The organism is Veillonella sp. 27098_8_77 (assembly GCF_041431535.1).
In the GTDB taxonomy this organism is placed as follows: Bacteria; Bacillota; Negativicutes; order Veillonellales; family Veillonellaceae; genus Veillonella.
Genome location: NZ_JAPVXW010000002.1, coordinates 1 through 24,158 on the forward strand (window position 1 = coordinate 1; position 24,158 = coordinate 24,158).

The following is a 24,158-nucleotide window of genomic DNA, read 5'->3' on the forward strand; positions in this document are numbered from 1 at the left end:
ATATATCGTCCTTTTATTGTATAGATATTAGTCGATATAAGGAATTAGGTATTCATACTTTGTTCCTAATAATTCATTTTTAGGTATAAATTTGAGCGCAGATCCATTGATACAATACCGTAATGATCCATTAGGTCCATCTTCAAAGACATGACCTAGGTGTGCATTACCGATTCGACTACGCACTTCAATACGCTGCATACCGTGTGAGTTATCTTTGTAATATCGAATAACATCCTTTGCTATTGGTTTTGTAAAACTTGGCCAACCACAGTGTGATTCGAATTTACGCGATGATCCGAATAGTGGTTCACCCGTTGTAATATCTACATAGAGTCCGGATCTAAACTCATCAGTCAATTCATGACTAAATGGTGCATCTGTAGCAGCATTTTGAGTCACTTCAAACTCTTGCGGTGATAAAGTTTGCAAGTCTTTTTCGGTCGGTATGTTATAGGCGCTATCGTCTATAAGTGGCTCTTGGGATAGGCCGAGAGGAATGTGACAATAACCATTAGGGTTTTTGTCTAAATAATCTTGATGATATTCTTCTGCAGAGTAATAGTTATCAAGTGGTAATACTTCGATGGCGAAGGGTTTGCTTTCAAAGGATTGAGCACGAGCTAATGTAGTCTCGATAATTGCTTTATCAGCGCTATCTGTATAGTATATACCTGTCCGATACTGAATTCCTTCATCCCCGCCTTGTTTATTGATACTAAATGGATCGATAGCACGCAAGAAATACTGAATTAAATGATCTAATGATAATATATCGGTATCATAGATTACTTTTAGTGCTTCTACATGGCCACTGTCATGACATACATCTTCATAACTTGGGTTGGTAGTAGGGCCGTTGGCATAGCCCACCTCAGTCGATACTATACCATGAATTTGGCGAATATAACCTTGTAATCCCCAGAAACAACCACCACCTAAGTATATTGTGCGTTCTGTCATCTAATCACCCCATACTTCGTGTGCTATTTCTTTAACTAATGCTAATTTTGCCCATTGTTCTTCCTCGGTTAATTGATTGCCGATTTCGCAGGATGCAAATCCGCATTGAGGGGATAGGCAAAGTCTTTCGAGAGGAATGTATTTCGTAGCTTCCTTAATGCGAGCCTTAATCACTTCTTTATCTTCTAGTTGTGGACGTTTTGTTGTAATGAGGCCTAATACAACCTTTTTATTAGGTGATACTTCACGTAATGGTTCAAAGCCACCGGACCGTTCGTCGTCGAATTCTAAGTAATATGCATCTACGTTTTCTTTGGCAAATAGAATTGGTGCTACTGGTTCATAGCCGCCGCTAGCAGCCCAAGTAGAGTTGTAATTACCGCGACATACATGTGTTGTAAAAGCTAGATCCTGAGGACGACCTTCAAGGGCCAAGTTATTTACGCGTAAGTATTTTGCTGTTTCTCCTTCGATGGTTACACTTTTATCTTTTTGACGGCCAGTCCAATAGCCATGGTCGCAGCACATACCCCATGTACAATCATCAAATTGAATGTTGCGACAACCTGCATCATATAAATCTTTTATAACTTGACGATAGGCTGCTGCAATGTCTTGGATTAACTCCTCTAAATCTGGGTAGAAGGAACGTGTTACAGTACCATTATCTTCTCGGAATAATTCTGCTAAGAATTGAGATGGGGCAGGGATGGTTTGACGAGCTGTTGTATGTTCATCTTCGAATTGTTTTACGAATTTAAAATGTTCTACGAATGGGTGATTAGTGCCTGTAATTTTGCCTGTAAGTGCAAGGGAACCAGGTGCTGTTTCTTGACCGTGGAATTTGTAGCCATGTTCAAGTTCAATTTCTTTTACACCATTGAATCCCCACATGAAATCCAGATGCCAATATGCGCGGCGGAACTCGCCATCTGTAATCACAGGTAGACCTGCTGCTTTTTGCTTTTGGATAAGATCTGTAATGAGACGATTTTCGACGGCTGTTAAATCTTCACGACTGATTTTGCCGTCTGTGAAAGCTTGACGTGCCTCTTTTAATTCTGCTGGGCGTAGGAATGAACCTACAATATCAAAATGAAATGGTGCTAAATGGTTAGACATAATAAAACCTCCTATAATAAACGGTATAACCGATAATTTCGATAGGTTTATTATAGCTAAGTCTAACTATATTTAAAAATATCTATATGTTGATGTTTGATATAGATTAGAGTTATGGAGGCAACCATATAGTGTGGCATTAGTTATAAAGAAAAAGTACATCCTTCTGTATAGAGGATGTACTGATTTAGTTTGTTATTTTGATTTGTAGAATCGAAAGATTTATTTTTCGGTGGGCAATTGAATATGTTTGCCATAATTGTTTACATATTGCTCTAAGGCATTAATATATCCTTGTCCTAAACGACTGCGCTGCATTTTATTGTTAGTAATGTAGCCGATATGCATGATGCCTTCTTCTGCTAGGGGTACAGAAATGATACTTTCACCATTGAACTCCTTATCGATAACGCCGCTTGATACAGTGTATCCATTGAGGCCGATTAATAGACTAAAGAGGGAGGCCCTATCACGGACGCGTATATGTTTTGGGCGCACAACAGTACTAAAAATTTCTTCGGAAAAATAGAACGAATTATGGTCGCCTTGTTCAAATGATACATAAGGATATGGTTCCAATTCATTCATGGAGACCATTTTTTTAGTAGCTAATGGATGTTGTTTGCCGATAAAAATATGAGGGCTAGCCGTGAATAGCTCTGTAAAGGTTAATTCGTTAGTATGAATCAATTTTTCTAGAACAGGTCGATTAAAATCATTGTAATATAAAAGACCGATTTCGCTTTTCATATGCGCTACGTCATCAATGATTTCATAGGTTTGTGTTTCCCGTAACGAGAAATCATAAGAGTCTACATCGCTTTGATTGATTAGATCGATAAAAGCATTTACTGCAAAGGAGTAATGTTGTGTAGATACGGAAAATTGTTTTTTTCCACCTTTATTACTCTTATATTGTTCTTCTAACAGCGTAGCTTGTTCCAATACTTGGCGTGCATATCCTAAAAAACGCTCGCCCTCCTTAGATACAGTAATGCCCTTATTGGTGCGATCGAAGATGGTAATGCCCATCTCCTTTTCTAATTCTTTTATGGCTTTTGTCAAGCTTGGCTGGGATACGAATAAACGTTTTGCAGCCTCACTAATACTGCCGATATTGGCAATTGTCGTTACATATCGCAATTGTTGTAATGTCACAATTATCTCCTTATTTTTATAGTTTTATATAATATTATACTAAACTATTACACCTATTTAAGCAATGCTATATATGTTACAATAATATAATAGATATAAGGAGGTACTATGTTAAAAGAGGTTATTGTAGTAGAAGGAAAATCGGATATACAACGTATACATCAAGCTATTGACGCTGATTGTATTGCTACGGAAGGATTTACCTTGCGCAAGGGCGTTATTGAACAGATTCGCGTAGCCTATGAGAAGCGGGGCATTATTATTCTTACCGATCCAGATACGGCTGGCGAACGTATACGTCGCGTATTAACAAAGAAATTTCCTAATGCACAACATGCCTTTGTTCCTCGCGATGAGGCCTATGCAAATGATGATATTGGTATCGAACAAGCTTCGCCAGAATCTATTATAAAGGCTTTATCTGTACTTCATACGGAATCATTGGTATCCAGCGAGGAATTTACGATGGCAGATCTTGTACGACATGGCCTTTCTGGATTTCCTAATAGTGCTGATAAACGAGCTGCCGTTGGTGCTGCTTTGGGTATAGGATATGGAAATGGCAAACAGTTCTTATATCGACTCAATCATTATGGCATCAGTCGTGATGAATATGAACAAGCCGTTTCAAGATGTTAATATACTTTCAACAAACATAGTATTAAATTCGTAACAAATTTTAGAATAGGAGTATTCATGATTGAATCTATCATTGCGAGTCCAGAAGTAGTTCATTATATCTGTAAACGTTTTGATATTAAAATGAGCAAAAAGTTGGGCCAGAATTTTCTGATTAAGCGTGGCATTGTTGATGAAATTGTAAAAGCTGCGGATTTACAAGAAGGGGAGCCTGTTTTAGAAATTGGTCCTGGTATTGGCACGCTTACACAAGGGTTAGCCCAGAGTGGTGCTAATGTAACGGCTATTGAGCTCGATACGCGTTTATTAGAGGTTTTAGATACGACACTAGCTCAATATAGTAACGTGACTATTGTTCATGGGGATGTGTTGAAATTGGATGTGCCGTCCATTATGAACAATGAACCGTTCAAGGTTGTTGCTAATTTACCATATTACATTACAACGCCTATTATTATGTCACTTTTGGAAAGTAGATTGCCTATAGAGCGCCTCGTTGTGATGGTACAAAAAGAAGTAGCCTTACGGATGGTGGCAAAGCCAGGTACGAAGGACTACGGTGCTCTATCGGTGGCTGTTCAGTATTATACTAAGCCCAATATCGTGTTAGATGTTCCGCCAAAATCTTTCTTGCCAGCGCCAGCTGTAACGAGTTCTGTCATTCGCTGTGTATTGCGTGATAAACCTCCTGTGGATGTGGTTGATGAAAAACTATTCTTCCGCGTTGTGAAAGCCGGTTTTGCGCAACGACGTAAAACATTTGCTAATACAATGAAGACGACAGGGCTTTCTAAAGATCGAATTGAAGAGCTTTTAGCAAAAGCCAATATCGATGGTCAACGAAGAGGAGAGACATTTACCCTCCAAGAATTTGCCGATGTAGCCAATGCGTGGGCGGCCTTAATTAAATAATATAATTAAAAGGTCCTAAGGATTATCCTTAGGACCTTTTGGCATAAAAAAGGACCCGAATGGGTCCTTTCATTTTAGTATAGAATGCCAGCCATTGTTGTAATAATAAAGGCATTAGCAAAGTCGATTAAGAATGCACCTACCAAGGATACAACGAGCCATGCACGAGGAGATGGGCCGTGTTTACTTGCTAAGGATAACATATTAACCAATGCGTTTGGCGTAGCACCTAAGCCGAAACCGATAGCGCCAGCACCAAGCATAACGGCATCGTAGTTGCGACCAAATAGGAAGTAAATAATGTATGCGAATACACAGATAAGCGCCATTTGTGCAACTAAGATTGTAATAAGTGGTAATGCAAGGTCGATTAATTGTACAAGTTTCAAGCTATTGATAGCCATTGTAACGAATAGGGACAATGCTACATTAGATACAGCATCAAGGGCAGCATCGTTAATCTTGTAGGATTTTGTAAAGTCACCAAAGTTACGAATGATGGCTGCACAAATCATAGAGCCAATGTATGCAGGCAATGGAGTTAAGATAGATAAACCAGCACTTACGATGGTACCAATACCAAGAGCTAGGCCAATCCACATACAAATCGTTAACAAATCCTGAGAGTTGAATTGCTTTCCGCCACTTTCAACGCGATCTTCAATGTAATCGATATTATCATCGTCCATAGTTTCAGGGTTTTCGTAAGGTGTTTTTACCTTATGCATCTTGATGATGCGTTCCCCTACTGGAGCACCTAAAATCGTACCAGCTACCATACCAAATGTAGCTGCTGCTACGGCTGCAGATGCAGTACCTGGAATACCAAGTAATTGTTCATAGTATGGACCGAAGGCACCTGCCGTACCGAGACCACCAATCATGGATACGGAACCAGCCATGATACCGATAATTGGTTCAATACCCAATGCTTTTGCAATGGCAATACCTGCAGTATTTTGAACTACAATCCATACGGCGCAAGCAAGGAAGAAGAAGATAATGAAAATACCGCCTTTTTTCAATACCTTTAAGGAAGCCATCAACCCGATGGTAGTAAAGAAGGCAAGCATTAAAAAGGTTTGCAAGGAACCTTCAAATTTAATATCCAAGATATGATAATAAGAAAGAATAGCAGTTAAAAATGCAAATGGTAGAGCCCCTACAGCTGGTGCTGGCATACACATGCGTTGTAAAAACTTGGAATGTTTATTAATCCAAGTACCTATGAATAAGGTAATTACAGCGAGGCCCACAGTTTGAATCATGGACAGGTTTAGTGTCCATACATCGTTGACTAACTTTAGGTCAATCAGTGGCATAAAATCACTCCTTTTAACAAATAAAAATAATTTATTACATTGTATCATGAACAACCAATTAAATACTATAGAATTTATCATGTATACAAAATATGTATAGATTATATATTCTACGTCTTCCTTATAAATTCCTCTAATGAGAATAGAAAAATTTTTGATTGTATAAATGTGAGAATAAAATAGCGAAGGATCGATAGAAAGGACCTTCGCCATTTATATAGTGAACTAAGATTTAATTAAATCTCATTATGTAGTTTTGGTGTTGTTAAGAATGTAACATCTGGATTACGCTCTTGAACCCAGCCCATTTGCCATTCGTTGGCGATGAGTACAACAGTGCGGTCACGGTTATCCTTTACGATCATCGCATTATCTAGACCTTTTAGTGTAGATGTATCTACTTCTCCATCAATCCAGCGTGCCACGCTATATGGCAATGTATGATTTAATAAATCGACACCGTATTCATTTTTTAGGCGGTATTCCAATACTTCAAATTGAAGCATACCAACAGCGCCAACTACGAAGGAGTCAAGAGCACCTGGTTGTTCAAAGATTTGAACAGCCCCTTCTTGGGCAAGTTGTGTCATCCCTTTTTGGAATTGTTTGCGTTTCATTGTATCTTTTGGAGATACACGAGCAAAGAATTCAGGTGGGAAGACAGGGAAGTCGCCAAATGTAATCTTATGCTTTTGTGCACATAGTGTATCACCTACACCCATTGTGCCAGCGTCGAAGACACCGATAATATCACCAGGGTACGCATCTTCTACAATGGTACGTTCTGTAGCCAAGAATTGTTGTGGTTGTGATAAGCGAATCGTCTTATTCGATTGGCGATGCAATACGGACATGCCCTTTTCGAATTTACCAGAGCAGATACGCATAAATACGATACGATCATGATGATTAGGGTCCATATTGGCTTGAATTTTAAATACTAAAGCCGAGAAGTCTTCGCTTGTAGGTTGTACAACCTCTTCGATAGCTTGACGTGGAGCCGGGGATGGAGCGAGTTCTAAGAATTTTTCTAAGAATGGTTTTACCCCAAAGTTTGTCATGGCAGAGCCGAAGAACATTGGTGTCAATTCACCGGCGCGCACCTTATCAAAATCGAATGGGTCGCCTGCAACGTCTAATAATTCGATATCATCTAGCAATGCTTGATATACATCGTCACCTAATAATTCCTTCATGCGAGGGTCAGTTAATGCCCCCTTTTCAGAGGCTAACTTTTCTTGACCATGTGTTTCATCCTTAGCAAAGAGCTCGATAGTTTCATGCTCTCTATCATATACGCCCTTGTATTCACCGTTGATACCGATAGGCCAGTTCATAGGGCATGTACGGATGCCGAGAACATTTTCGATTTCTTCCATCAAATCGAATGGACTACGACCAAAATGGTCAATTTTATTTACGAAGGTAAAAATCGGAATACCCCGTTCTTTAGACACGGCAAATAGTTTTTTCGTTTGTGCTTCCACGCCTTTGGCTACGTCGATGAGCATGACTGCGCTATCGGCAGCCATCAAGGTACGGTATGTATCTTCGGAGAAGTCCTGGTGACCAGGTGTATCGAGGATGTTTACGCGACATCCATCATAGTCGAATTGCAATACGGAACTCGTTACGGAGATACCACGTTGCTTTTCAATTTCCATCCAGTCGGAAACAGCGTGTTTTGCTGTTTTACGAGATTTAACGGACCCCGCCAAGTGAATGGCGCCACCGTATAAAAGTAATTTTTCTGTTAGTGTCGTTTTACCCGCATCCGGGTGAGATATTATAGCAAACGTACGACGACGTTGTACTTCTTCTAAAAATGTCATAATTCACCTCTGTTGTTTCGCTTGTGAAAGTTTAATTGTATTGTACAATTTTCACATCATTCATATCTTTAAAATTATACATGATTTTGGTAGTTATGACCACTAAATTGTAGTATAATGAGATTTCAAAGAGCGACTACGGGGATGGTCGCTATATGTACGTTAAGGAGGGGACCATGCGGTTATTTATTGCAGAAAAGCCATCCATGGCTCGAGAAATCAGTAAATGTTTGCCGGAAAATAAGAATATACAAAAACGCAATGGTTATTTTATCCAAGGTGATGATGTTGTTACATGGGTTGTGGGGCATGTATTACATCAAGCCGAGCCTGGTGACTATGACGATAAATATATTCGTTGGCGTCCTCAAGATTTACCAATTGTACCTACTGAGTGGAAATTACTCATAACCGACAGTAGTCGTCAACAGTTTGAAACCGTTAAAGAACTTATCGGAAAGGCTGATATCATCGTCAACGCAGGTGACCCGGATAGAGAAGGTCAGTTGCTAGTCGATGAGGTTTTGTATTTTGTAGGCAATACAAAACCGGTGCAACGGATTTTATTAAATGCATTGGACGAGAAATCTGTAAAATCGGCGTTAGGTGATTTGCGTGATAATCAGGACTTTCACAATTTATATCAATCTGCATTAGCTAGAGCGCGTGCCGATTGGTTGATCGGGATGAATTTATCAAGGGCCTATACATTATCTGAACGATATAAGGGGAATAAGGTAACATTGCCTATAGGTCGTGTAAAAACACCAACGCTAGCACTCGTGGTACGTCGTGAGCGAGAATTAGCCGACTTTAAACCGGTTGATTATTTTACCGTTAAAATTTTATATACCCATGAGAATGGTACTTTTTGGGCAACGTGGCAACCTAAGGATGAACAAAAAGGATTAGATCCAGATGGTCGTCTTATTAATAAGGGGGTTGCTGAAAGCTTAGTGCAACAGCTAGTATCAAGCTCTAATGGTGTGATAAAATCCGTTACAAAATCCAAGAAGAAAGATTTACAACGGTTGCCATTATCCTTATCGTCATTACAAGTATTGGCAGGGAAGGCATACTCTTATGACCCTCAAACTGTACTTGATACGGCACAGAAATTATACGAGAAAAAATTGACCACTTATCCTCGTTCTGATTGTGAATACTTGCCACCTAATCAATATGGTGACCGCATGGCTATTCTCAGCAATCTAGCGCAATCGGAGGATGAAAAACTTTCACAATGGGCACAAAACGCGGATAGAAATATTAAAAGTCGTGCATGGAATGAAAAAAAGATTACCGCCCATCATGCAATCATTCCAACCACAGTTGCTTGTAATGTAAATAGCCTAACTCAAGCAGAACGTAATATTTACTTTCTCATCAGTCAGGCCTATATTGCTCAATTTTATGGCGAACATGTATATGAGCAAACAAAGATTGTAGTTGGTCAATGCGAGGAAGAATTCGTTGCCAATGGTCGCGTTGTTATTGAAGAAGGGTGGAAGTCCTTATATAAGCGACAAAAGTCTAAGACTAACGCAGATGGTGATGAACCGGACTTAATCGATGAACGAGGTGCAGAATCGGGGCCTAAAAAGGATGCTATCGAGGAAGCTGATCATTTGCCGTCGGTTAAAAAGAATGACTCAGTTCAATATACGGATTCATCTGTAGAGTCAAAACAAACAAAACCGCCATCTCGGTTTACACCGTCTACATTATTGCAGGCCATGAAGGAAATTCATAAGTTTGTAAAAAATGAGGAACTAAAGAAACAATTAAAGGCCGTATCTGGTATTGGTACGGAAGCGACGAGGGCCAATATTATTGATGAATTAATCAGTCGTGGGTTTATGAAGACGTCTGGTAAGAAGCAGGTGCTATCGCCTACCGATACGGGGTATCTCTTGGTGGATGCATTACCTGATGAATTGTTATATCCTGATGAAACAGCCGTTTGGGAGGAACGCCTTGCCCTTATGAGTGAAGGTGAGGATACACTGGAATCGTTCCTGAAAGATCAGATTCAATTTTTACAGCATTTAATTGATAAACTTGGCTTTGATAAGCAGGTAAGTCGTGATCAAATGATGCCGAACGTAGTACGTACCATTTCCAATCAAAATGCAAAAAGGCCGTTGGATGTGAGTCAAGAAAATTTAAAAAACTCACCTGAATGTCCATCCTGTAAGAAGGGGCGTTTGCAACAAAGAAATGGTAAGTTTGGTGCGTTCATGGGGTGTACTAATTATCCGTCTTGCCGATATACACAACCTGTTGGTGGCGAGCAAAATATAAGTGCGAATCTAGAGGTTCCAGAAGAATCAAAGCAATATGTATGTCCTCGATGCAAAAAGGGATATTTTGTAAAGCAAAAGATGAGAGGACGCACTACATGGGTTTGTAGTAATCGTTCAGCTTGCAAGACTCAGTGCATGGATGTAGATGGTGTACCGAGTATCTATGCAAATCAAAATAAATAATGGCACATAAAAAATGCGTGTAGCTTGTGATTGCTACACGCATTTTGTGTTATCTACGTTTGCCACGTCGACCTGTTTGTGATGTAGAGGTACGGCGTTGACGAGTATTGGAACCTTTATGGCCTCGAGCCTTATGGGCTTTTGCTTTTGTAGATTGATAGGAACTTGTAATTTTAGGTTTAGATGTTGCTTTTTTGCGTTTTGGCGCAGTACTTGCATTGCCTTTGGTCTTGATTTGTCCATCTTTTGTGTATTTTGTTAGGGTTGCTTGAATGGCACGTTCTATGCGTCGTAACCAAGATTCATCGGTTGGCGTAGCAAATGTAACGGCTATACCAGAATTTCCTGCACGACCTGTACGACCGATACGATGGATGTAGTAATCTACATCATGAGGTACATCATAGTTGTATATATGTGTGATGCCTTCGATATCGATGCCGCGTGCGGCAATATCAGTAGCTACCAAAATTTGTGTTTTTGCCTTGGCAAAGTCTCGCAGTATTTGTGTGCGTCGGCCTTGTGTTAGGTCGCCGTGCATTTCAGCAATGTTAAGACCTGCAGCTGTCAATTCATAGGAGAGGCGAATGGCGCCTTCCCGTTTATTACAGAACACGATTGCCAAATATGGATTATCTTCCTGAATCATCTTGATGAGTCGAGGCGTTTTGTCCTCTGGATTCATCATGTATACGCGTTGGTCGATTGAGTCAAGTGTAATGTGTTTTCCTTCTGCCGTTACAGATACAGGTTTTGACATGTACGCTTTTGCTAGGTTACGGATTTTATCAGGAATCGTAGCGGAGAAGAGTAACAATTGTCGATTCGCATCTGTTTGACCGATTAGGTTTTCAATATCTGGTAAAAAGCCCATATGAAGCATTTGATCTGCTTCATCTAATACTACGCGGCGGATTGAATCGAGATGGAGAGAACCTCGCTTGGCATGATCTAATAAACGACCTGGTGTACCTAGAATAACATGGGGACGTCTGCCCAGTTGTTGTAATTGTGCTTCAATTGTCTTACCACCGATGAGAGGGAGAATATCCACACCTAACACTGCACCAAGTACCTTTGCCTCATCAGAAATTTGCTTGATTAGCTCTCTAGTTGGCGCAATGATAAGTATTTGCTCTTGGTGTACATCTGTGTGAACGCGTTGCAAAATCGGCAATAGGAAGGCCAGTGTTTTGCCTGTACCTGTTTGTGCCTTTGCAATAATATCGTTGCCTTTGAAGACGATAGGAATCGATTGTTCTTGAATTGGCGTTGGTTCCTTGATGCCTTGTTTTTGTAAGGTGCTAATGAGTTCGTCACAAACGCCTAAGGATTTAAAAGATTTCATGAGTCGTCCTTTCTTTAATACATATTATATTAATTATACCTAATCTCATAGAGGTGAGCAAATATATGTCTATAGAGGAATTTGATTCATGAATAATGATAGTTAAATATTATTTATATTACATAAAATGAGAATAGAATACGTAAAATTGAGAAATAAATATAACGTAATAGTTAATGATTCTTGTGTGATACATTATTAAATGAGAATGGATGTAGTAATAAATGATAATTAAATAAACTATATTCTCACAATTAGAAATTGAAGAGTAATTTATGCATAAAATTTAATTAGTGGATAACAAAGTTTATATAAGTGTTTAGACTGTATTTTAAAAGTAATTTATAATCATATTTAATAATATGTATTAGTAATTTGAATAACAAAATGATAATTATTGTTGAAATTCTAAATGCGCATGATATAATAATTTAAGATATTAATACGCATTATTCATTGGATGTGTGTATGATATGAGGTTGTTAGGTACAATAATTAGGAGGTGTAATATGGCTATCAAGAAATTGAAAGACATGAAAGTAGGCGAATCTGGCGTTATCTCAGCTCTTCATGGCAGTGGTAATGTTAAACATCGTCTCATCGACATGGGCCTTGTTCATGGTACAAAAATTCATGTTATGAAATTTGCTCCATTAGGTGACCCTGTGGAAATCAAGGTTAAAAACTTTGAATTAGCGCTTCGTACAAGTGAAGCAGGTATGATCGATGTAGAGGTGTAATAGGAGGTCTTTCATGGCGGACAACGAAAAAATTCGCATAGCGTTGGCTGGTAACCCTAACTGTGGTAAAACCACAATGTTTAACAATATTACCGGCGCTAAACAACACGTTGGTAACTATCCAGGTGTTACTGTAGAAAAAAAGGAAGGTCATACAAAATTTGATGGCCAAGATTTATTATTTATCGATTTGCCAGGTACATATAGCTTGACAGCTCGTTCTATGGATGAATTGGTAGCGCGTAATGTTGTTATTAATGATAATCCAGACTTGATTGTTAATGTATTAGATGCATCTAACTTAGAACGTAACTTATACTTAGCAGCACAATTGATTGAACTTGAAGTACCAACAGTTTTAGCTTTGAACATGTCTGATGTAGCTGAAGAGATGGGCTTTAAATATGATACTGCCTTATTAGAAAAAATGACTGGTACCACAGTTGTTCGTACTGTTGGTCGTAACAATATAGGTACTAAAGAGTTATTGGCGGCTACTGTTCAATGTGCTAAGGAAAATAAAAAACCAGGAGTTATTGTTCCTTACGGTGACATCTTGGAACCTAAAATCGCTGAATTAGAAGAAGAAATTGTAAAGGCTGGCACTGTAACATATCCAATTCGTTGGGTAGCTGTTAAATTATTGGAAAAAGATGCTGATGTGGTTGGCAAAATCATGCGTCTTGACAATACTAATGGCATTATTGAGAAAGCTAAAGCAATTCGTGAAGAATTAAAAGATCAAGTTGATCTTGATGTGGTGTTCCAAGAATACCGTCACCGTTTTGCAGTAGAAGTATTCAATGCTATTACAGTAGAACATCCAGGCGACGTAGAAACACGTTCAGATCGATTAGATAAAATTTTGACACACCGCATCCTTGGTTTGCCTATTTTCTTGGCTGTTATGTGGTTGCTATTTAACTTTGTAAATACAGTAGGTGCAATTCCTCAAGGTTGGTTAGAGGACTTATTTACATGGCTTCAACAATTAGCTACAACTTACATTCCTGAAGGTCAATTACAATCTTTGGTATCTGATGGTATCATCGCTGGTGTTGGTGCCGTAATGTCCTTCGTACCATTGATTCTATTATTGTTCTTAGGTATTTCTTTCTTAGAAGATACTGGCTATATGGCGCGTGCAGCCTTCGTAATCGACCGCGTAATGCGCGCATTTGGTTTACATGGTAAATCCTTTATTCCATTGCTTTTAGGCTTTGGTTGTTCTGTACCATCCGTAATGGGTGCTCGTATCCTTGATAACTACAAGGATAGAATGGTAACAATTTTAATTACACCTTTCATGACATGTTCTGCTCGCTTGCCTGTATATACATTGTTTGCAGCGGCATTCTTTGATCCTGAAATGGCAGGTACTATTTTATTCTTAATTTACTTAGCAGGTATCATCTTTGGTGTTATTTTTGCTAAAATTTTCCGTAAGTACTTGTTCTCTGGTGATGCTGAGCCATTCGTAATGGAATTACCTCCTTATCATATGCCTACATTGAAAGCTACAGTAATGCATATGTACGAACGTGCTATCTTGTACTTAAAGAAAGCTGGTACATTCATCCTTGCTGCTTCCATTCTTGTATGGTTCATCACATCTTATCCAAATGATGTAGAATATTCTAAGGATTATGATCAATTACATGATCAAGTAGCTGCTACATATGAAGTTAAAGATGCTGACACATTAGCTCATTTTGGTATCACTACAGATGAACAAAAAGACCAAGTTAATGAAATCGTTGATAATATGAAAGCTACTGTAGAAGATGCTACTTCAGCGGCAGAAGATAATGATGAAGATGCTCCTGAAATTGAAGTTGAAGAAGATTCTGAAGCACCTGAATTGTTCAACGATATTAAGGAACAAAATGAACAATTATTCCCTGTAGCTTGGGCTATGTATAAAAACCAAGCTAACTTGGATGATGAAAATCAAAAACTTGATGAAGAACAAAAATCTGAAAAATTGGAACAATCCTATGCTGCTATGTTCGGTAAAGCAATTAACCCAATCTTAGCTCCATTAGGTTTCGATTGGAAAATCGGTGTGGCACTTGTGGCTGGTTTAGCAGCTAAAGAAGTTGTTGTATCTACATTGGGTACTATCTATGCGGTAGGTGGCGATACAGATCATCCTCAAGCATTGACTGATTACCTACAAAGTGATCCACACTTTACACCATTAATCGTATTAACATTAATGCTTTTTGTATTGTGTTATCCACCTTGCATCGCAGCTCTTGCGGTTATTAAACGTGAAACTGGTTCTTGGAAATGGATGTTATTCATGTTCTGTTATGAAAATGTATTTGCATGGATTGCATGTTTCATTTTCTATCACGTAGGTCTTGCATTGGGTTACTAATTCAAGATGTTGCTAAACATTTCGTTTTAACCACATCTTGAATACTTGTGACGATTTTATATAGTATAGTTGTAAATTTGTTATAGGTAATTTAAAAATAATACTTGATAATTATCAATATTCGTGGTTAAATGATAATGAGAAAAGGGAAATATCCAAGAGGTATTGCTTTTAGCTTATTTATCACTAAAGCACATATTGACATTTAGTTGATATTGAGAAAGAGGTATACTATGGATAACCTAATTATAGGACTTATAGTTCTGTTAGCATTAGCTTACTTAGGCAATAAAATTCGCAAACAAGTGTCTGGTAAAGGCGGTTGTGGCTGTGGCGGCGGTGGTTCTTCTGAAGAATCTAAGTCTCATAAGTCGTCTGGCTGTGGCAGCGGATGTAGTTGCAGTTGTGATGGTTCCAATAAAGCGTTGGGCATCAAACGCGTTGATAAGTAAGAATCTCATGCGGTAATGGAAGAGGAGTCTCTATAATGAGCTCCTCTTTTCATATATATGTATTAATTATGTCAAATAAGAAAGGAAACACATCATGTTTAACTTCAATCAAAACAATCTTAAAAACGCTAACTTATTCGCAGCAGGTCTTGCTTTGGGTACTGTAGGTCTTAAAGTGTTGACTTCTAAAGATGCTAAAAAAGTATATGCTGGTATCGTAGCAGCAGGCCTTCGCGCTAAAGAAACTGTATTGGAAACTGCTGAAAAAGTACAAGCTTCCGCATCTGATGTATTAGCAGAAGCTCAAGAAATTAACGAAGCACGCAACGAAGAAATCTTTGAAGAAAACAAATAATAGAAGGGTTTAACTATGTTACAATTTTCTGTTGTACGAAAACTCAGAAATCGCTTGCATGTTAAGGTAACAGGTCATCGCTTTACAGAAGCTGAAGCTGCTTATGTAGAGGATACATTATTACTCAATGATGCAATTTTAGACGTAACCTTCTATACGCGCAGTAGTCAGATCGCCATTAAACATACTGGAGATTCTGAAGCTGTTCGTGATGCGGTGTTAGGTCTACGCGATTTAGATTTGTCCGAAGCTCCTGCTTTGAACGAATACTCTCCGCGCTTGGTAAATAAAAAATACCGTGAAATGATGATTAATCGCACAGCTATTTACTTAGGTAAAAAAGCAGTGTTACCTGCACCAATTGCGGCTGCATGGGCATGGTTTGATGGTATTAAGTTTATCGGTAAAGCGATTAAAACTTTGTGGCAACGTAAGTTAACTGTAGAGGTTCTCGATGGTGTTGCTATTGGTGCAGCTTTACTTCAAAAAGATTATCCTACAGCTGGCGCTGTTATGTACCTATTGGGTATTGGTGATATCTTAGAAGAATGGACTCACCGTAAATCTGTATTGAACCTTGCTCAAAGCATGTCTTTGAATGTTGATAAAGTATGGGTTTTAGTTGATGACATTGAAGTTAGCAAGCCTGTTAACGAAGTTGTGGAAGGCGACAAAATCATCATCCGTCAAGGTGAAGTGATTCCATTGGATGGCACTGTAATCGATGGAGTTGTTCTTGTAAATGAAAGCTCCATGACCGGTGAACCAGAAGCGGTTCGTCGTGATCAAGACAGTTCTGTATATGCTGGTACTGTTGTTGAAGACGGTAAAGCTATTGTAGAAGTACGTAGCACATCCAAATCTTCCCGTTACGAAAAAATCGTAAACCTTATTGAAGAGTCTGAACAAATGAAATCCGGTATGGAACAACAAGCATACCGCATGGCTGATAAATTAGTACCTATTAGCTTTATCGGTGCTGGTTTAACATATTTATTGACTCGCAATGTAATGAAAGCATTGTCCTTCGTTATGGTTGACTTCTCTTGTGCATTAAAATTGTCTATCCCATTAGCTGTCCTTTCAGCAATGCAAGAAGCATCTAAACGCGGTATTACCGTTAAGGGTGGTAAATTCTTAGAACAAATTGCACAAGCAGATATGATTGTATTTGATAAAACAGGTACACTTACTAAAGCAGAACCTGAATTTGAACAAATCATTCCATTCAATGGTCATGATGCAGATGAAATGTTAAAATTAGCTGCATGTATTGAGGAACATTTCCCTCATTCCATGGCAAAAGCAATTGTACGTGCTGCAAAGGATCATTCCTTGCCTCACAAGGAAATGCATTCCGACGTAGAATACGTTGTAGCTCATGGTATTGCATCTAAAGTTGGCCGCTACCGTGTACGCATTGGTAGTGCTCACTACATCTTTGATGATGAAAAAACAAAGATTCCTGCAGATGAACAAGAAAAGTTCAATAACTTGCCAAATTCATCTTCCCATATTTACCTCGCTATTGGTGGTACTTTAGCAGCGGTTATTTGTATTAAAGACCCTGTACGTGATGAATCCAAACAAGTTATTGCTGATTTACATGCATTAGGTATTAAAAAGGTTGTCATGATGACTGGTGACTCCAAACGCAATGCTCAACGCGTAGCTAATGAACTTGGTATCGATGAAGTGCATGCAGAGGTATTGCCAGAAGATAAGGCAGCCTATGTAAAACAAGCAAAAGCAGAAGGCTATACTGTAATGATGGTAGGGGATGGTATCAATGATTCCCCAGCTATTTCTGAAGCACATGTAGGCATCGCAATGAATGAAGGTGCTCCTATTGCTCAAAAAATTGCGAACGTTACCATTTCCTCTGATAACCTACAAGCTCTTGTAGATTTACGTCGTATTTCTATTGCGTTGATGAAACGTATTAAATCCAATTACAATGGCATTGTTGGCTTTAATGGTGCCCTTGTTGGTGGTGGCGTACTTGGCTTCATGCCTCCAAGTCAAACCGCTTGGTTACATAACCTATTTACATTAGGTATTGGCATCGAAAGCATGACTCCATTGTTGAAGGAAGAAAAAACTGAAGATACACATACAATTGATATCACCGCTGAATCTACAGTGGCATAACAATTGCGTATATTGGCTTTTACTGCCTGAGCTTAATAAAGGACCTCTTATAGAAAATTTCTATAAGAGGCCTTTTTTTGTAGCATTTTACTGGTGTGTAGTGTACAATATCAAGTGATTAATTATCTTAGGAGAACCTATATGAACACTTTGTTGGATATCTGTAAACAATCACTATATTTGAATATATTTATCGTGGCTATCCCTGTTATATCGTATATGATACATAATGGATCTAGTGCTACGGTGGCATTAGTATGGTATTTGCTGTTGTCTTTATGCATTCCATGGGCGTATTTATCATTTAAATCAAGCACATTTGGATCTGAAAATAAACGTATAAACCGCATTATATATGTGCTAGGGTGGGTCGTTATTCAGTTCGTGACTTATAAACTAATGTTCCTTGGTCTTGATTTGAATTGGCTATGGGGATTGCCATCTATTGGACGGGATATTATTTTTCTCGTTGGTATGTATGGTCAAGTCACAGTTGTGCTTATCATAGCGTATTTGATTTCTCAACTATTGGGAGGCACACATGAATAAGCAGTTCATAATATTTACATTAATTAGCGCGTTGTTTGTAAGTGTAGTGACTGCCGTATTGCATCAAACAGGTTTTAGTTCTCCTTATATCACATTTCCTGTTTTATCTCTATTAATACCTATCATATTACAACGGATGCGACAAGGTCAGTTTGACGAATTGCCACTTCGTATGGGATACCATGTATATAGTTGGGCCATTTTTACGGTTATCAATCTATTTACTACACCATTTAATGTAACATTGGAAAATCAAGCGCTTATAGCACTAGTTTTTTTATGTGTATATTTCTTTACACAGGTCTTACTTGAACTAGTGGCTTTATTGATGACATTTTTCTTTAAGCGCAATCATAGGTGGGGCGTAATTGATGAAGCTCTAGATATGGCGGTGTACATTCTACCGATTCCATTTATCTACTTGGGTTCTATTTTTTATATCAATTTGACGGATCCTATCATGGTAGCTTATTTTGGCCCTACTATTAGTTTAAATGCCCTTGTTGGGGAATTTCTATTCATCATTGTTTCTATGCTAGTGTTTGCATTCTATATGTACCCTCGTAATGGTGAATATAAAGGAACTAGGTTATTGCGTATTGTCGTTACGGCTGCTATGCTATTAGCGATGAATGGTCATATATTGTATGGTGGGTATATTCCTGAATTTGTGAAAGCTATTGCACCTACTATATTCCCAATTTATCAAGGTAATCCTCTTGTATTTATTACGCCAGGATTATTAGAACTTGTGTTTATTATCGTATCTGTACTAATTGGTAGACTAGTAGAGATAGGTATAATAAAAGCTCTTGCAAAACGCAAGGGGTGATTTTATTTCTAGTTTCGACTCATATCCTTAGAGAATGAGAGCGGAGGAGGATTATTTTATGAATGAAAATGTGAAGGATGGTAACCAACAGGTACCAATCCAAGAACAACAAGCCACACAAACAGAGCGTAAACAGAGTACAGAAACTGTTACAAAATCAGGTTTAACATTACGTGAACTAACGATTGTGGGCTTGTTAGCGGCTATTACCATTATTTTAGGCCTTTCAGGCTATGGTATTATGGCGTTAGGACCATTGAATGTTACTACCTTGCATGTACCGGCATTAATAGGTGCCCTTGTAGAAGGACCTAAGGTTGGTGCATTTGTAGGCTTAATTTTTGGTGTCTATAGTTTTTGGCAAAATTTTACAGCTCCAAATATTTTGTCACCTTTATTTATCAATCCTTTGGTATCAGTAGTGCCACGGATTATATTCCCTATATTGGCTGTATTGGTGTATAAATCTTTGTGGAAGGTACCACAAGGACCACGCTTGATCGTTTCTGCGTTGATGGGTACTGTATTCCATACATGTATGGTTATGGGATTAATTTATGTATTGTACTCCAATATGTTTGCAGAAGCAATGCATCTTACATCTGATCAAGTAATAGGAACCATTTTAATACTATCTGTGACACATGGTATTCCAGAAGCGATTTTTGCTGGTGTTATCGTAACACCAATTGCATTGGCTTTGCGTAAAGCATTGCGTAAGGACGTACAAAAATAATTTATATTTTACATAGTTTGAATATCTATGATAAAATAATAGTAATACAATAAGTATTGAGGAGGATAATCATGGCTAAACGTATTCGTACAATCAACACTGAATCTCTACAAAAAACTGCTAAAACTGGTGGTTGTGGTGAATGCCAAACTTCTTGCCAATCCGCTTGCAAAACAAGCTGTACAGTAGGCAACCAAGTTTGCAAACAAAAATAATAAAAAGAGAGCCGATGGCTCTCTTTTTTTATGTATGTATAGATTACATATTATCTATGGTATATATTTATGAGGACTTTCAGCACGATATATGAAAAATGTGGTACAATTATCTAGAAAGTTCTATATAGTTTAGCGCTTTCACATACACATAATTTGGAGGTACCATGTTAGAATTAAAACCAATGATCCACAAGTTTCGGATGAAAGATAACTACTATTGTTTAGATGTAAATAGCGGTATCATTCACGTTATTGATGAACTCATTGATAAAGTATTAGATATATATGACGGCACAAATCACGACGCGGTACATGCTGCGATGGATAGTTCAGAGAATCCAGTAGAATTAGATGAAATTATGGATGAATTAGATGAGCTCATCGCTGCAGAACAATTATTTGCGCCTATGAGTACTGAATTTAAGCTCGTAGTTGGTGAAAAACCAATCGTTAAAGCATTATGTCTTAACATTGCTCATGATTGTAATTTAGCATGTAAATATTGCTTTGCTAGCCAAGGCGATTACGGCGGTGTAAAACGCGAATTGATGAGCTTTGACGTGGCTAAACGAGCTGTTGATTTTCTCATCCAAATGAGTGGTACTCGCCAGCATTGTGAAATCGATTTCTTCGGTGGCGAACCTTTACTTAACTGGGATGTGGTAAAACAAACCGTAGAATATATTGAGCAAGAGGCACCAAAGCACAATAAAATCTTTAAATTGACATTGACTACTAATGGCATGCTATTGTCTCAAGAAAAAATCGATTATGTAAACGAACATAAAATGAGCTTGGTCTTGTCTCTAGACGGCCGTGAGGATGTACACAATGCTATGCGTCCAGTTGCTGGTAGCGGTGCTAATTCTTATGAATACATTGCTAAAAATCTTGTGAATGCTGTAAAGCAACGTCATGGCTTAGAATATTATGTACGCGGCACATATACGCATAGAAATCTTGATTTTACTAAGGATGTATTGGCTATGTCCGATTTAGGATTTGAGCATTTGTCTATGGAGCCTGTAGTAGGCGAAGAAGGCGACTATGTACTTCGCGAAGAAGATTGGCCAACGCTTGAGAAAGAATACGAAAAATTAGCTGACATATATTTGCAACGCCAAAAGGAAGGCTGGGGTGAAAAGTTCAACTTCTTCCACTTCCGTATGGACTTATATCGCGGGCCTTGCATGGCAAAACGTTTACGCGGTTGTGGTGCTGGTCATGAATATATGGCTGTAGTGCCAAATGGCGATATTTATCCATGCCATCAGTTCGTTGGCAAAGATGGATATATATTGGGTAATGTATATGAAGGATTGAAGAATACTGAAATTCCAAAGGATTTCCGCAACACACATGTGTTCACCAAACCTACTTGTGCGGAATGTTGGGCTAAATTCTTCTGCTCTGGTGGCTGTCACGCCAATAACATCACATTGGGCGGCGACTTACAAACTCCTTATGAATTTGGATGTCGTCTACAAAAGAAACGCATTGAATGTGCTATTATGATTCAAGCTGAGCTTGAACAAGCAGGCATTGATGGCAGCATTCCTGTTGCCTTAGGATAGACATTTTACATATTGTTATACGTTTTGTAATAGGAGCCACTATGGACACTAGATTGGAAGACAAACAAACTATTGAACGATGGGGGATTCGATTTACAGGTATCGTACAAGGGGTCGGATTTCGGCCCCTTGTTTCTATGTTGGCCCATCAATTAAGCATCAATGGGTTTGTATATAATGATAGTTCTGGCGTATATGTTGAGGCTCAGTCCGATGTAGAAACATTACAATTATTTGTAGATTCGATTCAGGAAGAACAGCCTCGATTATGCCGTATAACACATGTGGGTATTACAAAGCTGGATCTAGATGACGTTGATGATCATGCGGAATTTGTCATCAAACAGTCTCCTCTTGAGGGACAGGTAAATACCTTTATAAGTGCGGACACATCTCCTTGTGAAGAGTGTTTGTCTGAAATGAAGGAATCTGGTAGACGCTATGACTATCCTTTTATCAACTGCACCAATTGTGGACCACGCTATTCTATTATCAAGTCTATGCCTTATGATCGAGAACGTACTACTATGGCCGACTTTACCATGTGTGAAGATTGCCATAATGAATATGTTGATGTAAATGGTCGTAGGTATCATGCAGAACCAAACGCATGTGCTGAGTGTGGTCCTAGTTATCAATTATTAGACAAGGATGGTCACGTATGTGAGGTACAGGATTGTTTTGAACGCGCTAGAGAACTAATTGCTAATGGAGCCATTATAGCTTTAAAAGGAATTGGAGGCTATCATTTAGTGTGCGATGCCACTAATGATGAAGCTGTCCGATTGTTGCGAGAACGAAAACACCGTAAGGATAAGCCCTTTGCTATTATGGCTGGTTCTATCGACATCGTAGAAGATTTTGCTGTCGTCAACGATGGCGATTTAGATGTATTAAGTGATATGGCACGACCTATTGCTTTGTTGGAGAAGATTGCTGCGCCTCACATATCTATCAGTGAATTAGTGGCACCTAGTAATCATTTAATCGGCGTTATGTTGCCCTATGCGCCGGTACATCATGTGTTAGTCCCAAAAGATGCGGTCTGGGTTATGACTAGCGGTAATGCTAGTGGAGATTCTGTAATCTATGATGATGAAAAGGCGTTGTCAGAATTACACAGTATAGCAGATTATTTTTTGACACATAATCGCCAAATTTATGCACCTGTCGATGATTCCATTGTATCAGTAGTGGAAGATACGCCTGTATTAATTCGTCGGAGTCGTGGATATATTCCAGAACCAATCCACTGTGAATCAATCAACGATATATCGATACTCGCCATGGGGAGCGATCTTAAAAATACATTTGCCATTAATAAGAATCAAGAAATTTTGATAGGACCCCATATTGGTGATTTAGCTAGTCAGTCTACGCACGATACCTTTGAGTGGACTATACAACGATATGAACAGCTGTTTGATGTACAACCACAAGCCATTGTTATGGATAAGCATCCAGCATTTTTCTCATCCAACTATGGAAGAACATTGAGTCAAACTTTGCATGTTCCTGCTATAGAGGTTCAACATCACCATAGTCATATTGCGGCTGTTATGGCCGAGTATGATTTGAAATACCCTGTGCTAGGCATTTGTTTTGATGGCACTGGATATGGAGATGATGATACGATTTGGGGCGGTGAATTTATGTTGTGCTATGGGGCAGAGTATATGCGTGTTGCACATATTCATTTAGCGCCTTTGCCTGGTGGTGAGAAAGCGGTAAAAGAACCATGGCGTCAAGCTTTATGGTACTTACGAAATTATTATGGGGATGAGTTGCCTAATATATATAAAACATGGTTAACCACATTGCCTAAAGGCTGGCAAATTTTAGATAAGGCATTACAATCAGACATGTCCATGATGATGACTTCCAGTGCAGGTCGGTTGTTTGATGCGGTTGGATCCTTGCTAGGATTGGGGAATGAGCATTCTTTTGATGCACAAATCGCGATAGCTCTAGAGTCGGCATGTCAAAATGAAGATGGACGCTTGTTAGATTTTAATTATGATGGTGAGATTCTAGATTTTGTGCCTACCGTACAGCAGATTATGGATGGTTATTCCCGTGGTGAAGGTGTATCTTCGTTAGCTGCTAGCTTTCATAAAACATTAGCTATAGCAATTTGTGAGGTAGGTGCAGACTTATGTGAACGCTATGGCATTGATGACGTGTGTATTGGTGGTGGCGTTTTTCAAAATCGCCAATTATTAGCATCCTTACAGCATAAGTGGCATCATGGAACATTGTATATCAATAAAAAAGTGCCTTGTAATGATGGTGGCTTATCTTTAGGGCAATTGTGGATTGCTCATCAAAAAATGAAATAAAAGTATCATTGGTTACATAAGATACCTTGTATTTGTGATACAAT

At 38.6% G+C, this 24,158-nt stretch carries 20 protein-coding genes; 14 read left to right on the plus strand and 6 right to left on the minus strand.

The window, feature by feature from the left end; genetic code table 11:
- Nucleotides 1-27: 27 nt before the first annotated feature.
- The 3 genes from msrB to O3617_RS01595 form a co-directional block, all read right to left on the minus strand.
- Complete coding sequence (msrB, locus tag O3617_RS01585; protein WP_371448291.1) at nucleotides 28-963, minus strand: peptide-methionine (R)-S-oxide reductase MsrB; 936 nt, start codon at nucleotides 961-963, stop codon at nucleotides 28-30.
- Nucleotides 964-2,085, minus strand: coding sequence for a 5-methyltetrahydropteroyltriglutamate--homocysteine S-methyltransferase (locus O3617_RS01590; RefSeq protein ID WP_371448293.1), 1,122 nt, complete (start codon nucleotides 2,083-2,085; stop codon nucleotides 964-966).
- Between the two features lie 222 nt (nucleotides 2,086-2,307).
- Nucleotides 2,308-3,243, minus strand: coding sequence for a LysR family transcriptional regulator (locus tag O3617_RS01595; RefSeq protein ID WP_005380952.1), 936 nt, complete (start codon nucleotides 3,241-3,243; stop codon nucleotides 2,308-2,310).
- A 108-nt stretch (nucleotides 3,244-3,351) separates the two neighbouring features.
- On the opposite strand from O3617_RS01595, the gene rnmV reads away from it, so the two are divergent.
- Entirely contained in the window at nucleotides 3,352-3,882 is a 531-nt protein-coding gene (gene rnmV / locus O3617_RS01600) for a ribonuclease M5 (RefSeq protein ID WP_005378514.1), read from the plus strand.
- 57 nt (nucleotides 3,883-3,939) lie between these two features.
- Nucleotides 3,940-4,794: a 16S rRNA (adenine(1518)-N(6)/adenine(1519)-N(6))-dimethyltransferase RsmA gene (gene rsmA / locus O3617_RS01605; RefSeq protein ID WP_371448294.1), complete on the plus strand. Its 855-nt coding sequence runs from the start codon at nucleotides 3,940-3,942 to the stop codon at nucleotides 4,792-4,794.
- 74 nt (nucleotides 4,795-4,868) lie between these two features.
- Here rsmA and O3617_RS01610 read toward each other — a convergent pair whose 3' ends face one another.
- On the minus strand, nucleotides 4,869-6,116 hold the full coding sequence (locus tag O3617_RS01610) for a sodium/glutamate symporter (RefSeq protein WP_316585952.1): 1,248 nt from the start codon (nucleotides 6,114-6,116) through the stop codon (nucleotides 4,869-4,871).
- A gap of 236 nt (nucleotides 6,117-6,352) precedes the next feature.
- Nucleotides 6,353-7,948 (minus strand): peptide chain release factor 3, encoded by a 1,596-nt coding sequence (locus O3617_RS01615; RefSeq protein ID WP_371448296.1) that lies wholly within the window; start codon nucleotides 7,946-7,948, stop codon nucleotides 6,353-6,355.
- A 176-nt stretch (nucleotides 7,949-8,124) separates the two neighbouring features.
- Between O3617_RS01615 and O3617_RS01620 the strand changes: the two genes are divergently transcribed.
- On the plus strand, nucleotides 8,125-10,437 hold the full coding sequence (locus O3617_RS01620) for a DNA topoisomerase 3 (RefSeq protein WP_371448298.1): 2,313 nt from the start codon (nucleotides 8,125-8,127) through the stop codon (nucleotides 10,435-10,437).
- Nucleotides 10,438-10,486: 49 nt separating this feature from the next.
- On the opposite strand, the gene O3617_RS01625 is transcribed toward O3617_RS01620, so the two are convergent.
- Complete coding sequence (locus tag O3617_RS01625) at nucleotides 10,487-11,785, minus strand: DEAD/DEAH box helicase (RefSeq protein ID WP_371448299.1); 1,299 nt, start codon at nucleotides 11,783-11,785, stop codon at nucleotides 10,487-10,489.
- A gap of 509 nt (nucleotides 11,786-12,294) precedes the next feature.
- Between O3617_RS01625 and O3617_RS01630 the strand changes: the two genes are divergently transcribed.
- From O3617_RS01630 to hypF, 11 genes are all read left to right on the plus strand, one after another.
- The gene (locus O3617_RS01630) at nucleotides 12,295-12,525 is read left to right on the plus strand and encodes a ferrous iron transport protein A (protein ID WP_371448300.1); all 231 of its coding nucleotides are present in this window, start codon (nucleotides 12,295-12,297) and stop codon (nucleotides 12,523-12,525) included.
- A gap of 13 nt (nucleotides 12,526-12,538) precedes the next feature.
- Nucleotides 12,539-14,908: a ferrous iron transport protein B gene (feoB, locus tag O3617_RS01635; protein ID WP_371448301.1), complete on the plus strand. Its 2,370-nt coding sequence runs from the start codon at nucleotides 12,539-12,541 to the stop codon at nucleotides 14,906-14,908.
- Between the two features lie 233 nt (nucleotides 14,909-15,141).
- Entirely contained in the window at nucleotides 15,142-15,360 is a 219-nt protein-coding gene (locus O3617_RS01640; RefSeq protein ID WP_371448303.1) for a FeoB-associated Cys-rich membrane protein, read from the plus strand.
- 94 nt (nucleotides 15,361-15,454) lie between these two features.
- Nucleotides 15,455-15,715, plus strand: coding sequence for a DUF6110 family protein (locus O3617_RS01645; RefSeq protein WP_005376730.1), 261 nt, complete (start codon nucleotides 15,455-15,457; stop codon nucleotides 15,713-15,715).
- 15 nt (nucleotides 15,716-15,730) lie between these two features.
- On the plus strand, nucleotides 15,731-17,866 hold the full coding sequence (locus O3617_RS01650; protein ID WP_371448305.1) for a heavy metal translocating P-type ATPase: 2,136 nt from the start codon (nucleotides 15,731-15,733) through the stop codon (nucleotides 17,864-17,866).
- Nucleotides 17,867-18,007: 141 nt separating this feature from the next.
- On the plus strand, nucleotides 18,008-18,415 hold the full coding sequence (locus tag O3617_RS01655; RefSeq protein ID WP_371448306.1) for a hypothetical protein: 408 nt from the start codon (nucleotides 18,008-18,010) through the stop codon (nucleotides 18,413-18,415).
- Nucleotides 18,408-19,247, plus strand: a complete 840-nt coding sequence (locus O3617_RS01660; RefSeq protein WP_371448308.1) for a hypothetical protein — start codon at nucleotides 18,408-18,410, stop codon at nucleotides 19,245-19,247. Before O3617_RS01655 ends, O3617_RS01660 begins: the two co-directional genes overlap by 8 nt.
- A 58-nt stretch (nucleotides 19,248-19,305) precedes the next feature.
- The gene (locus O3617_RS01665; RefSeq protein ID WP_371448310.1) at nucleotides 19,306-19,983 is read left to right on the plus strand and encodes an ECF transporter S component; all 678 of its coding nucleotides are present in this window, start codon (nucleotides 19,306-19,308) and stop codon (nucleotides 19,981-19,983) included.
- Between the two features lie 71 nt (nucleotides 19,984-20,054).
- Nucleotides 20,055-20,198 (plus strand): six-cysteine ranthipeptide SCIFF, encoded by a 144-nt coding sequence (gene scfA / locus O3617_RS01670; protein WP_004693318.1) that lies wholly within the window; start codon nucleotides 20,055-20,057, stop codon nucleotides 20,196-20,198.
- A 167-nt stretch (nucleotides 20,199-20,365) separates the two neighbouring features.
- Nucleotides 20,366-21,775 (plus strand): thioether cross-link-forming SCIFF peptide maturase, encoded by a 1,410-nt coding sequence (scfB, locus tag O3617_RS01675; protein ID WP_371448311.1) that lies wholly within the window; start codon nucleotides 20,366-20,368, stop codon nucleotides 21,773-21,775.
- Between the two features lie 41 nt (nucleotides 21,776-21,816).
- Nucleotides 21,817-24,114, plus strand: a complete 2,298-nt coding sequence (gene hypF / locus O3617_RS01680) for a carbamoyltransferase HypF (protein ID WP_371448313.1) — start codon at nucleotides 21,817-21,819, stop codon at nucleotides 24,112-24,114.
- The last annotated feature ends 44 nt before the right edge of the window (nucleotides 24,115-24,158 follow it).

What these genes read in the sequence shown, in the direction of transcription:
- msrB (WP_371448291.1), bottom strand. Translation starts at nt 963, where the DNA reads ATGACAGAACGCACAATATACTTAGGTGGTGGTTGTTTCTGGGGATTA.
- O3617_RS01590 (WP_371448293.1), bottom strand. Translation starts at nt 2,085, where the DNA reads ATGTCTAACCATTTAGCACCATTTCATTTTGATATTGTAGGTTCATTC.
- rnmV (WP_005378514.1), top strand. Translation starts at nt 3,352, where the DNA reads ATGTTAAAAGAGGTTATTGTAGTAGAAGGAAAATCGGATATACAACGT.
- rsmA (WP_371448294.1), top strand. Translation starts at nt 3,940, where the DNA reads ATGATTGAATCTATCATTGCGAGTCCAGAAGTAGTTCATTATATCTGT.
- O3617_RS01610 (WP_316585952.1), bottom strand. Translation starts at nt 6,116, where the DNA reads ATGCCACTGATTGACCTAAAGTTAGTCAACGATGTATGGACACTAAAC.
- O3617_RS01615 (WP_371448296.1), bottom strand. Translation starts at nt 7,948, where the DNA reads ATGACATTTTTAGAAGAAGTACAACGTCGTCGTACGTTTGCTATAATA.
- O3617_RS01620 (WP_371448298.1), top strand. Translation starts at nt 8,125, where the DNA reads ATGCGGTTATTTATTGCAGAAAAGCCATCCATGGCTCGAGAAATCAGT.
- O3617_RS01625 (WP_371448299.1), bottom strand. Translation starts at nt 11,785, where the DNA reads ATGAAATCTTTTAAATCCTTAGGCGTTTGTGACGAACTCATTAGCACC.
- O3617_RS01630 (WP_371448300.1), top strand. Translation starts at nt 12,295, where the DNA reads ATGGCTATCAAGAAATTGAAAGACATGAAAGTAGGCGAATCTGGCGTT.
- feoB (WP_371448301.1), top strand. Translation starts at nt 12,539, where the DNA reads ATGGCGGACAACGAAAAAATTCGCATAGCGTTGGCTGGTAACCCTAAC.
- O3617_RS01640 (WP_371448303.1), top strand. Translation starts at nt 15,142, where the DNA reads ATGGATAACCTAATTATAGGACTTATAGTTCTGTTAGCATTAGCTTAC.
- O3617_RS01645 (WP_005376730.1), top strand. Translation starts at nt 15,455, where the DNA reads ATGTTTAACTTCAATCAAAACAATCTTAAAAACGCTAACTTATTCGCA.
- O3617_RS01650 (WP_371448305.1), top strand. Translation starts at nt 15,731, where the DNA reads ATGTTACAATTTTCTGTTGTACGAAAACTCAGAAATCGCTTGCATGTT.
- O3617_RS01655 (WP_371448306.1), top strand. Translation starts at nt 18,008, where the DNA reads ATGAACACTTTGTTGGATATCTGTAAACAATCACTATATTTGAATATA.
- O3617_RS01660 (WP_371448308.1), top strand. Translation starts at nt 18,408, where the DNA reads ATGAATAAGCAGTTCATAATATTTACATTAATTAGCGCGTTGTTTGTA.
- O3617_RS01665 (WP_371448310.1), top strand. Translation starts at nt 19,306, where the DNA reads ATGAATGAAAATGTGAAGGATGGTAACCAACAGGTACCAATCCAAGAA.
- scfA (WP_004693318.1), top strand. Translation starts at nt 20,055, where the DNA reads ATGGCTAAACGTATTCGTACAATCAACACTGAATCTCTACAAAAAACT.
- scfB (WP_371448311.1), top strand. Translation starts at nt 20,366, where the DNA reads ATGTTAGAATTAAAACCAATGATCCACAAGTTTCGGATGAAAGATAAC.
- hypF (WP_371448313.1), top strand. Translation starts at nt 21,817, where the DNA reads ATGGACACTAGATTGGAAGACAAACAAACTATTGAACGATGGGGGATT.